Source organism: Streptomyces sp. NPDC003943, assembly GCF_053605265.1.
Window position 1 is genome coordinate 22,421 of sequence record NZ_JBSGIW010000088.1, and the last position, 10,696, is coordinate 33,116.

The 10,696-nt window shown below is 73.5% G+C and carries 11 protein-coding genes and 2 tRNA genes; 7 read left to right on the forward strand and 6 right to left on the reverse strand.

Annotation, left to right across the window (positions count from 1 at the left end):
- Positions 1–282: 282 nt before the first annotated feature.
- Together ACWEV0_RS28960 and ACWEV0_RS28965 are read right to left on the reverse strand one after the other, a co-directional pair.
- Positions 283–900: an alpha/beta hydrolase family protein gene (locus tag ACWEV0_RS28960; RefSeq protein WP_453152585.1), complete on the reverse strand. Its 618-nt coding sequence runs from the start codon at positions 898–900 to the stop codon at positions 283–285.
- A gap of 136 nt (positions 901–1,036) precedes the next feature.
- Entirely contained in the window at positions 1,037–1,852 is an 816-nt protein-coding gene (locus tag ACWEV0_RS28965; protein WP_453152576.1) for an SOS response-associated peptidase, read from the reverse strand.
- 60 nt (positions 1,853–1,912) lie between these two features.
- On the opposite strand from ACWEV0_RS28965, the gene ACWEV0_RS28970 reads away from it, so the two are divergent.
- The 4 genes from ACWEV0_RS28970 (at position 1,913) to ACWEV0_RS28985 (ending at position 5,424) form a co-directional block, all read left to right on the forward strand.
- Positions 1,913–2,599 carry a M50 family metallopeptidase gene (locus tag ACWEV0_RS28970; protein WP_453152586.1) on the forward strand — a complete coding sequence of 229 codons (687 nt, stop codon included), beginning with the start codon at positions 1,913–1,915 and terminating at the stop codon, positions 2,597–2,599.
- Between the two features lie 31 nt (positions 2,600–2,630).
- The gene (aroA, locus tag ACWEV0_RS28975; RefSeq protein WP_453152577.1) at positions 2,631–3,959 is read left to right on the forward strand and encodes a 3-phosphoshikimate 1-carboxyvinyltransferase; all 1,329 of its coding nucleotides are present in this window, start codon (positions 2,631–2,633) and stop codon (positions 3,957–3,959) included.
- A 3-nt stretch (positions 3,960–3,962) separates the two neighbouring features.
- Positions 3,963–4,973: a ribosome small subunit-dependent GTPase A gene (rsgA, locus tag ACWEV0_RS28980; RefSeq protein WP_453152578.1), complete on the forward strand. Its 1,011-nt coding sequence runs from the start codon at positions 3,963–3,965 to the stop codon at positions 4,971–4,973.
- Positions 4,974–5,100: 127 nt separating this feature from the next.
- A complete protein-coding gene (locus ACWEV0_RS28985) occupies positions 5,101–5,424 on the forward strand; it encodes a DMT family transporter (RefSeq protein ID WP_403792307.1) in 324 nt (107 codons plus the stop codon).
- Here ACWEV0_RS28985 and ACWEV0_RS28990 read toward each other — a convergent pair.
- The gene (locus ACWEV0_RS28990; RefSeq protein WP_453152579.1) at positions 5,316–5,954 is read right to left on the reverse strand and encodes a TetR/AcrR family transcriptional regulator; all 639 of its coding nucleotides are present in this window, start codon (positions 5,952–5,954) and stop codon (positions 5,316–5,318) included. The genes ACWEV0_RS28985 and ACWEV0_RS28990 overlap by 109 nt on opposite strands.
- A gap of 137 nt (positions 5,955–6,091) precedes the next feature.
- Here ACWEV0_RS28990 and hisN point away from each other — a divergent pair, with 137 nt between their 5' ends.
- The 3 genes from hisN (at position 6,092) to ACWEV0_RS29005 (ending at position 8,053) form a co-directional block, all read left to right on the forward strand.
- On the forward strand, positions 6,092–6,904 hold the full coding sequence (gene hisN, locus ACWEV0_RS28995; RefSeq protein WP_403792312.1) for a histidinol-phosphatase: 813 nt from the start codon (positions 6,092–6,094) through the stop codon (positions 6,902–6,904).
- Between the two features lie 157 nt (positions 6,905–7,061).
- The gene (locus ACWEV0_RS29000; RefSeq protein ID WP_451606773.1) at positions 7,062–7,448 is read left to right on the forward strand and encodes a CBS domain-containing protein; all 387 of its coding nucleotides are present in this window, start codon (positions 7,062–7,064) and stop codon (positions 7,446–7,448) included.
- A gap of 185 nt (positions 7,449–7,633) precedes the next feature.
- Positions 7,634–8,053: a Fur family transcriptional regulator gene (locus ACWEV0_RS29005; protein ID WP_453152580.1), complete on the forward strand. Its 420-nt coding sequence runs from the start codon at positions 7,634–7,636 to the stop codon at positions 8,051–8,053.
- A 129-nt stretch (positions 8,054–8,182) separates the two neighbouring features.
- On the opposite strand, the gene ACWEV0_RS29010 is transcribed toward ACWEV0_RS29005, so the two are convergent.
- From ACWEV0_RS29010 to ACWEV0_RS29020, 3 genes are all read right to left on the reverse strand, one after another.
- Positions 8,183–8,256, reverse strand: a tRNA-Met gene (locus ACWEV0_RS29010).
- 46 nt (positions 8,257–8,302) lie between these two features.
- Positions 8,303–10,393 (reverse strand): tetratricopeptide repeat protein, encoded by a 2,091-nt coding sequence (locus ACWEV0_RS29015; protein ID WP_453152581.1) that lies wholly within the window; start codon positions 10,391–10,393, stop codon positions 8,303–8,305.
- Between the two features lie 205 nt (positions 10,394–10,598).
- Positions 10,599–10,672 (reverse strand) — tRNA-Met (locus tag ACWEV0_RS29020).
- Positions 10,673–10,696 lie beyond the last annotated feature (24 nt).

Here is a 10,696-nt window from a genome sequence, read left to right on the forward strand (position 1 = left end):
CGCTGCGGCGAATCCGAAGGCGGACCCGCTCGCTTCGGAGGATAGACGAGGAACCGCTCCGCCCGCCGCCCGAATAGGACTGGTCCTGGGCGCGGGCAGCACCGTCCAGTCCAGGTCAGCCGCCTGCGGGCGCTGCGGGCAGATGATCGAACCCATTCGACGGACTCCCTCTTCCTTCGCTCTTCACGCACCGATGTCCGACTCAACAGCGGCCCCGCCCGCAACATTCCCGGCCTCCGCCCCCGGCCCCGTCTCCGGGCCGTGCAGGGCCACTTCGCGGGGTCACTTCAAGGACGTGATCCACTCCGACACCGCGCGGACGATCGTGTCGAGCGCCTCCTCCTGGGTGAGCGGGGCGCGCTTGGGCACGGCGAAGCCGTGGTCGCCGTACGGGATCTCGACGAGGGAGTGGTCGCCGGCCGGGAACTCGGCGGGCCTGCCGAAGGGGTCGTTGCCGCCCTGCACGACGAGGGTGGGCAGGCCGGTGCCGAGGAGCTCGTCGGCCCGGGAGCGCTCCGGCCTGCCCGGCGGGTGCAGCGGGAAGCTCAGCGCGAGCACGGCGCTCGCGCCCAGCTCGCGCCCGGTGCGGCAGGCGACCCGGGCGCCGGCGCTGCGCCCGCCGGCGATCACCGGGAGGCCGGGCGCGGCGAGCGCGGGCCACAGGCCGTGCCAGCCGGTGTCGAGGGTCTTCGGGGCGGGCGCCACCTTCTTGCCGGCGACCCGCCAGGGCTGCTCGACCAGGGCCACGGTCACGCCCTCGGCGGGCAGCGCCGCGGCGAGCGCCTGGAGGTCGCGGGCCTCGACGCCGCCGCCGGCGCCGTGGCTCACGGCGAGCACCGTCCACGGCTTCCTCGCGGCGACCCAGGTGATCCGGGCGTCCCCGGCTCCGGTCGGAACGATCTCGGTCTCGTTCCCGGTCCGCTTCCTGGTCTCGGTCTCGCTCTTCGTCTCGCTCTTCGTCTCGCTCTTCGTCTCGCTCTTCGTCTCGCTCTTCGTCTCGCTCTTCGTCACTCCTCCATCCTCTCCTCCGGAGAGGTCAGAAGAGCGTGGCCACCTCCGGGCCGGCCAGCTCCGTCAGCAGTTCGGGTCCGTTGTTCCGCACGTTGCTGACCGCCGTCGGCACCGGATAGGCACGCATCAGGCCCTCCGGCGGCGGCGCGAGCAGCGAGCGCAGCTCGTCGAGCTCCGTGCGGGCCGGGTCCAGCCAGGCGTCCCAGCGGTCCGGCGTGAGCATCAGCGGCATCCGGGGATGGATGTCGGCGAGCGAGCGCGGGCCCTCGGCGGGGGCGACGCCCAGCGGGCCGCTCTCCGCCTCCGTGGTGACCACCGAGCAGGTCACCCACCACGCCTGCGGGTGGTCGTCGGGCAGGGTCCGGTCGCGCCAGAACTCGTAGAGCCCGGCCATCGCGAAGACGGAGCCGTCGGCCGGGGTCACGAAGTACGGCTGCTTGCGGGGCCGCTTCTTCTTGCCCTCGACCTCCAGGTCGCGCTCGTCGGAGCCGGTCACCCACTCGTAATAACCGTCGGCGGGCAGGATGCAGCGGCGCTGCGCGAAGGCCCGCTTGAAGGACGGCTTCTCGTGCAGGGTCTCCGCGCGGGCGTTGATCATTCGGGCGGCGCCCTCCGGGTTCTTCGCCCAGGACGGCACGAGCCCCCACTTCAGGACGCGCATCTGGCGAACCGGCCGGCGGGATTCCGCGTCCTTCAGGGGACGCTCCAGGATCGCGTAGACCTCCTTGGTGGGGGCCACGTTCCAGTCGGGGGCCAGGGTCTCCTCGGGCTCCCACTTCTCCACCTCGAAGACGCCGACAAGGTCCTCGGGGCGCCTGCTCGCCGCATACCGTCCGCACATAAGTGCCACACTGCCACGTCCCACCCGTCTCCCGAGGAGCCCGTCCAGGAAATGACCTCGATGACCCTCGTCCTCGGCACCCAGCCCGCGCCCGAGCGGTGGATCGTGATCGCCACGGCGGTCGCGGCCCTCGTCGCGGTGCTGCCCCGCCCCATATGGCGGCTGTCCCGGAACGCGATCACCATCGCGCACGAGGGCGGCCACGGCCTGATCGCCCTCGCCACCAACCGCCGTCTGCAGTCCATCCGGCTGCACTCCGACACCAGCGGGCTCACCGTCTCGCGCGGCCGTCCCACCGGCCTCGGCATGATCCTGACGGCCGCCGCCGGCTACACCGCCGCCCCGCTGCTCGGCCTCGGCGGCGCCGCGCTGCTCGCCACCCACCACGTGACGCTGCTGCTGTGGCTGGCGACGGCGCTGCTGCTCGCGCTCCTGGTGATGGTCCGCAACGCGTACGGGATCTTCACCGTGCTGCTGACCTGCGGACTGTTCGTCCTGGTGTCCTGGCTGGCCGCGCCGGACGTGCAGTCCGTGTTCGCGTACGCGGCCGTCTGGTTCCTGCTGATGGGCGGTGTCCGCCCGGCCTTCGAGCTCCAGGCGACGCGCCGGCGCGGGGGCGCCGGGGACTCCGACGCCGACCAGCTCGGCCGGCTCACCCACGTACCGCCGGTGCTGTGGCTGTTCTTCTTCCACGCGGTGTCGATCTGCTGCCTGATCGGCGGCGGACGCTGGCTGCTCGGCGTGTAGCGGCTCCCCTTCGCCCCCGTAAAGTGAGGGCATGACCGAAAGCTCCCCGTCCACCGACCCGCTCACCGGCCTCTGGCCCGCCCCGTACGCGGGCGGCGCCGTCGAGGCCACCGTCACCGTGCCCGGATCGAAGTCGGTCACCAACCGCGCCCTCGTGCTCGCCGCGCTGGCCGCCGAGCCGGGCTGGATCCGCCGCCCGCTGCGCTCGCGCGACACCCTCCTGATGGCGGAGGGCCTGCGCACCCTGGGCGTGAAGATCGAGGAAGGCGTGGGCCCGGACGGCACCGGCGAGGCGTGGCGGGTCATCCCGGCGGGGCTGCGCGGCGGGGCCACCGTGGACGTCGGCAACGCCGGAACGGTCATGCGCTTCCTGCCGCCGGTCGCGGCCCTCGCCGACGGCCCGGTCCGCTTCGACGGCGACCCGCGCTCGCACGAGCGCCCGCTGCACGGCGTCATCGACGCGCTGCGCGCGCTCGGCGCCCGGATCGACGACGACGGGCGCGGCGCGCTGCCGATGACCGTGCACGGCGGCGGCGGTGTGGAGGGCGGGGTCGTGGAGATCGACGCCTCCTCCTCGTCCCAGTTCGTCAGCGCCCTGCTGCTGTCGGGCGCGCGCTTCAACCACGGTGTCGAGGTGCGGCACGTCGGCGGCCGGCTGCCGTCCATGCCGCACATCCGGATGACGGTCGACATGCTGCGCGCGGTCGGCGCCCAGGTCGACGAGCCGGAGCACGGCGGCCGGCCCGACGTGTGGCGGGTCGCCCCGTCCGCGCTGCTCGGCCGCGACCTGGTGGTGGAGCCCGACCTGTCGAACGCCCAGCCGTTCCTGGCGGCGGCCCTGGTCACCGGCGGCCGGGTCACCGTGCCGGACTGGCCGGCCAGGACCACCCAGCCCGGTGACGCGCTGCGGGAGATCTTCACCGAGATGGGTGGCTCCTGCGAGCTGACCGACCGGGGCCTGACCTTCACCGGGACGGGCGAGATCCACGGCATCGACGTCGACCTGAGCGAGGTCGGCGAGCTGACCCCCGGCATCGCGGCCGTCGCCGCGCTCGCCGACTCCCCGTCGACCCTGCGCGGCGTGGCCCATCTGCGGCTGCACGAGACCGACCGGCTCGCCGCGCTCACCAAGGAGATCAACGGGCTCGGCGGTGACGTCACGGAGACCGAGGACGGCCTGCACATCCGCCCGCGCGCGCTGCACGGCGGCGTCTTCCACACGTACCACGACCACCGGATGGCGACCGCGGGCGCGCTGATCGGCCTGGTGGTGAAGGGCGTGGAGATCGAGAACGTGAAGACGACCGAGAAGACCTTGCCCGACTTCCCGGGGATGTGGACCGAAATGCTCGGAGCCTGAGCCATGCGGCGTTACGGCAAGCACACGGACGCGGACGACATCCGCCAGCGGCCCAACCGCAAGGGCAGCCGCCCCCGTACGAACATCCGCCCCAAGCACGAGGACGCCGTCGAGGGCATGGTCCTCACCGTCGACCGGGGCCGGCTGACCTGTCTGGTCGACGACCGGCAGGTGCTCGCGATGAAGGCCCGCGAGCTGGGCCGCAAGGCCGCCGTGGTCGGCGACCGGGTCTCCCTGGTGGGCGACCTGTCCGGCGAGAAGGACACCCTGGCGCGGATCGTGCGGATCGGCGAGCGCAGCTCGGTGCTGCGCCGGACGGCCGACGACGACGATCCGTACGAGCGTGTGGTGGTCGCCAACGCCGACCAGCTGGCGATCGTGACGGCGCTCGCCGACCCCGAGCCGCGCCCGCGGCTCATCGACCGCTGTCTGGTCGCGGCCTACGACGGCGGCCTGGAGCCCTTCCTGGTGCTGACCAAGTCGGACCTGGCGCCGCCGGAGAAGCTCCTTGAGCTGTACGGCGCCCTGGACATCCCGTACGTGGTCGTGAACCGCGAGGAGCTGTACGACGGCGGGGCGGCGGACCGGGTGCGGGAGCACCTGGACGGCCGGGTGACGGCGTTCGTCGGCCATTCGGGCGTGGGCAAGACGACGCTGGTCAACGCCCTCGTTCCGGAGGGCCGGCGGCGGATCACCGGCCACGTCAACGCGGTGACGGGCCGCGGCCGGCACACCACCACCTCGGCGCTCGCGCTGCCGCTCGACAAGGCCGAGGGCTGGGTCGTCGACACGCCGGGCGTGCGCTCCTTCGGGCTGCACCACGTCGACCCGTCCCGGGTCATCCACGCCTTCCCCGATCTGGAGCCGGGCACGGAGAACTGCCCGCGGGCCTGCTCTCACGACGAGCCGGAGTGCGCGCTCGACGCCTGGGTCGAGGAGGGGCACGCCGATCCGGCGCGGCTGTTCTCGCTGCGGCGGCTGCTCGCGACGCGGGAGCGGCGCGAGGGCGACTGATTCGCGCACGTTTACGGCCCGCCACGCCTGGTAAGTGCATAATCGCACCAAGTGATCCGGGCGATCAGAGCGGTCCGAGTGGGCGAAGTGCCGCGAAGCGGCCACCGAGGCGTGGGAGGCACTGACGATGGCGTGGCTGCTCGTGGTGGTCGCCGGACTGCTGGAGACGGGCTTCGCCGTGTGCCTAAAGCTGTCGCACGGCTTCACCCGCCTCTGGCCGACGATCGCGTTCGCCGCCTTCGCCCTCGGCAGCTTCGGACTGCTGACCCTCGCGCTGCGCAAGCTCGACGTGGGCCCGGCGTACGCGGTGTGGACGGGGATCGGGGCGGCCGGGACGGCGATCTACGGCATGGTGTTCCTGGGCGACCTGGTGTCCACGCTCAAGATCGTCTCGATCACCCTGGTGATCGTCGGCGTCATCGGCCTCCAGCTCTCCGGCTCCGCGCACTGACCGTTCGGGGACATCACCGCGGGCGCCACGACATGGCTGAGGGCGAGCCGTACGGCGAGTTCGCAGCCGGCCGCCCACCGCTCCCCGGCGCAGGCCGCGGTCTCGGCGACCAGTTCGCCCGGCGCGGGCGGCCCGGCGTCGGCGCGCCGCTGCGCCGGTACGGGCGCGAGCCGGGCGCCCGGTCTGACGGGCCGAGGCCGGGGCAGCCGTTCGCTCCAGGCGTCCGTGAGCAGGGCCCGGAGCACCGGGCGCTCGGCGGCGCGGACGACGGTCCACTCGGCGACGGCGACCAGGTTCCGCGCGGGCGGCGCGGGCGCGGCGAGCATCGTCCGCACGCCCTGGAGATAGGCGTCGGCCTCGCGGCGGGCGAGCGCGCGGGCGAGCCCCTCCTTGCTGCCGAACTCGTTGTAGAGGGTCTGCCGGGAGACCCGGGCGGCCTTCGCCACGTCGACCATCCGCACGGCGGACCAGGGCCCGTGCGTGAGGGCGGCGAGCGCGGCGTCGATGAGCGCGTCGCGGGCGGTCGGCATGGGCGCCTCCCCGGACCGTACGGAACTGTGTGCACCCGAAGTGTGTGCAGCGGAACTGTGCTCAGCGTCGGCAGCCGGCCACGCACTGTCAAGGCCCGGCGCCGAGCGGGGCACCTTCGAGGGATAGAGTTTCGACCATGGCCGATTACCACGACGATCTGCGTCTCGCCCATGTCCTCGCGGATGCCGCGGACGCGGCCACGATGGACCGGTTCCAGGCGCTCGACCTGAAGGTCGAGACGAAGCCCGACATGACCCCGGTGAGCGAGGCCGACAAGGCCGCCGAGGAGCTGATCCGCGGGCAGCTGCAGCGCGCCCGGCCGCGGGACGCGATCCTCGGCGAGGAGTTCGGGGTCGAGGGCTCGGGCCCGCGGCGATGGGTGATCGATCCGATCGACGGCACCAAGAACTACGTGCGCGGGGTGCCGGTGTGGGCGACCCTGATCGCGCTGATGGAGGCCGGGGACACCGGTTTCCAGCCGGTGGTGGGCGTGGTGTCCGCACCCGCGCTCGGCCGGCGCTGGTGGGCCGCGAAGGGGCTCGGCGCGTACACCGGCCGCAGCCTGGCCTCGGCGACCCGGATCGGCGTGTCCCGAGTCGGGCGCCTGGAGGACTCCTCGTTCGCGTACTCCAGCCTGAGCGGCTGGGAGGAGCGCGGCCGGCTCGACGGCTTCCTCGACCTCACCCGGGCGGTCTGGCGCACCCGGGCCTATGGCGACTTCTGGCCGTACATGATGGTCGCCGAGGGCTCGGTGGACATGTGCGCGGAGCCCGAGCTGTCGCTGTGGGACATGGCGGCCACGGCGATCGTGGTGCAGGAGGCCGGCGGCACCTTCACCGGCCTGGACGGCCGGCACGGCCCGCACAGCGGAAACGCGGCGGCGTCCAACGGCCTGCTCCACGGCGAGCTGCTGAGCTATCTCAACCAGCGGACGACCACCGAGGACTGACCGCCCCTCAGCGCTCCCGGGGGCGCTCCGCGCGCCCCCTTGTCGACCCCCTCCCCGGGTGTCACTCTGAGACTCCCCCACTTTGTGAACTTGTGAATTCGTTCTCGAAGTCCACGACGTTCACAAAGCCCTCCCCCGATCAGGAGGTGGTCGTTTCATGCTCGTCCGTGACGCCATGAGTTCCGTGTCCGTGACCATCGGCCCCGCCCACACCCTCCGCCAGGCCGCCCGCCTCATGTCGGCGCGCCGCGTCGGCGCCGCCATCGTGCAGGACGGCGACTCCGGCGGCTTCGGCATCCTCACCGAACGCGACATCCTCGACGCCATCGGCCTCGACCGGAACCCCGACCTGGAGACCGCCGACGCCCACACCACCCGGGACGTCGTCTTCGCCGCACCGACCTGGACCCTGGAGGAGGCCGCGGAGGCGATGACCCGCGGCGGCTTCCGCCACCTGGTGGTCCTCGACGACCACGGGCCGGTCGGCATCGTCTCCGTGCGCGACATCATCCGCTGCTGGATCCCGGCGCGGCTCGCTGCCTGACCTCGTCCACCTACGGCAGGCGGCCGTCAGCCACGCAGGGCCTGGACCGCGGCGTCGAGCCGCCTGCCGGAGTTCCCCGACCCTACAGTGGACACTGTCCAAGTCAAGTACGGATCCAGGGACGATCAAGGTCCAAACTCACACCGATTCGGGACACTCTTGCGCCGACTGTTAGGCTGACCCCCATGAGTGACCTGTTGGAACGACTGCGCGGCCGCGGCTGGCGGATGACCGCGCAGCGTCGTGTCGTGGCCGAGGTGCTCGACGGGGACCACGTGCACCTGACCGCCGACGAGGTCCACGCCCGAGCCGTGTCACGGCTGCCCGAGATCTCCCGGGCGACCGTCTACAACACGCTGGGCGAGATGGTCACCCTCGGCGAGGTGATCGAGGTCGCGACGGACGGCCGCGCCAAGCGGTACGACCCGAACGCGCACCGTCCGCACCAGCACCTGGTCTGCGCCCGCTGCGGCGCGATCCGTGACGTACACCCGGCGGGCGACCCGCTGGCGGACTTGCCCGCTTCGGAGCGCTTCGGCTTCACGATCTCGGACGTCGAGGTCACGTACCGGGGCATCTGCCCGAGCTGCGCGACGACCGCCTGACGACAGACGTGAGAAAGGCCCCTGCCTGTCGGCGGGGGCCTTCTTCATGGGCTCATGTCCGTGCCCGTCCGCCGCGTACACGACGAAGGCCCGGATCGTCGAGACGATCCGGGCCTTCGTGCTACTGAGTAGCGGGGACAGGATTTGAACCTGCGACCTCTGGGTTATGAGCCCAGCGAGCTACCGAGCTGCTCCACCCCGCGTCGGTGAACCCAACCTTACGGGACCCCTCGGACCAGCGCAAATCCGTTAGGCGGTGAGCTCCTGGTGCAGCGCCTCACTCAGCCGCGCCGCCCGCTCCGCCACCTCCGCCGGGCCGAGCTCGACCGCGCGGGCGCACCAGCGGCGCCCCTCGGTGAGCTCGCCACGGCGCGCGGCGAGCAGGGCGAGCCGGAGCGCGGCGCGGCCGTGGCCGGCGTGGGCGGCGCGGGTCCACCACAGCGCGGCCTCGCGCTCGCCGCCCTCTCGGGCGAGCAGCAGTCCGAGGTTGAAGGCGCCGTTGCGGGAGCCGGCCTCGGCCGCCTCCCGGTACCAGCGGGCCGCCTCGGCCACGTCGCCGCGGGCGGCGGCGAGCATCCCGACCCGCACCTGGGCCCGGCGGTGGCCCTGCTGGGCGGCGCGCTCGTACCACTCCTCGCACTCGCTCTTCTCGGCGCGCGGGGCGCCGAGCTCCGGCGGGCCGGGTTCCGGGCGGCGGGCGTCGAGGACGGTGGCCAGCCGGTACGCGGCCTCGGCGCTGCCGCCGCCCGCCGCGCACCGCAGATGGCGCTCGGCGGCCTGCTCGTCGCCGTCGCGCAGGTAGGCGATGCCGACCTGGAGCGCGGCCTCGGTGTGCCCGGCGGCGGCGGCCCGCTCGTACCAGATCAGCGCGGTGCGGTCGTCGTCGCGGCCGGCGTGCAGGATGCCGAGGTTGAAGGCCGCGTCGACGCTGCCGGCCTCGGCGGCCTTGGAGAACCAGGGCTCGGCGCCGTTCGCGTCGCCGGCCTGGAGCAGCAGCACGGCGAGCGCGTTGGCGGCCTCGCGGTGACCGGCGTAGGCGGCCCGGCGGTACCACTGCTCCGCCTGCGCGGTGCGCTCCTGGGCGGCGCAGAGCAGCCCGAGGTTGTAGGCGCCGTTCACGTCGCCCGCGTCCATGGCGGCGCGGTACCAGCGCTCCGCGGTCTGCTGCTCGCCGCGGGCGGCGTGCAGCGCGCCGAGCGCGTTGGCGGCGTTGCCGTCGCCGTCCTGGGCGGCGCGCAGCCACCACACGGCGGCGCTCTCCTCGTCACCGGCGTCGCGCAGCAGGAAGGCGAGCGCGCAGGCGGCCTTGGCCTCGCCGTCCTTGGCGGACATCAGGTACCAGCGGCCGGCCTCCTTGAGCTCGCCGCGCTTCTCCAGGATCGCGCCGAGGTGCAGGGCGGCCCGGCGATGGCCGCGCGCGGCGGCCTGCCGGAACCACTGCTCGGCCTCGCCGAGCCCGTCCCTGGCCACGGCCGGCCGCTCCCCGGAGCCGGCGGCACCGGCGGCGTCCGCGGCACGCAGACCGGTGCCGGTCTCGGGGCCGGGGCCCGTACCGCTGCGCCGGCCGGCGCTGTTGGCGGGCCCGGCTGCCGCGCCCGCGCGCGGTCCGGAGCCCGTACCGTCCGAGCCCGTCGCGGTGCCGGAGTCCGCGGCCAGTCCGGCCACGGCGGTGCGCAGCCCCGTGCCCGTGTCGTACGCGTGCGGGCCGCGGGCCGGCGCCGTCGCGCGGCGCTCCACGGCGAGGGCGAGGCGGTACGCGGCCTCGCGGTGGCCCTGTTCGGCGGCGGCGCGCAGCCAGCGCTCGGCGCCGACGTCGCTGCGGTGCTCCAGGAGGTCGGCGAGCGCGTACGCGCCGAGGGCGTGGCCCTGCTCGGCGGACTGGCGCAGCCAGTACTCGGCGGCGGGCTCGTCGCCGCGCTCGCGGTGGTGCCGCCCGAGGGCGTGCGCGGCCGGCGCGGAGCCCGCGACGGCGGCGACCCGCCACCAGCCGGCGGCCTCGTCCGGGTAGCCGCGCTGGTGCAGCAGGACGCCCAGGTTGTTGGCGGCGGCGCGGTCGCCGTGGGCGCTGGCCGCGCGCAGCCAGCGCTCGGCCCCGTCCAGGTCGCCGCGGCGCAGCAGCATCGCGCCGAGGACGCTCATGGAGCCGGCGTCGCCCTTCTCGGCGGCGAGGCGGTGGCGGGCCTCGGTCTCGGCCTCGGTCTCCTGCTCGGCGGTGGTGGTGTCGACAGCTTCACCGACGGCCGGTACGGCCTCGATGATCTCGTCCGCGGCGGTCTTGGAATGCCGCTGCACAAACCGCCCTGTCTCCAACAGAGTTGCCCTGTCCCCCATAAATACCATCGTCGCACCACCTGCAACCCGCGTACACCTGGTATACCGCAGCCAGTGAGGTCACTTCAGCGTTTTGTCGACATGCCCACAGAGAGATAAGTCAAACACGTCTCACCCCAACTCGCCCCATCCGAGGCGCTCTTCGGGGCGCGTGGCGTGGTCCGGAACGCGCCGAGGGCCCGAATCCGGATGGATTCGGGCCCTCGAACTTCAGTAGCGGGGACAGGATTTGAACCTGCGACCTCTGGGTTATGAGCCCAGCGAGCTACCGAGCTGCTCCACCCCGCGTCGGTAAACCAACAGTATCACGAC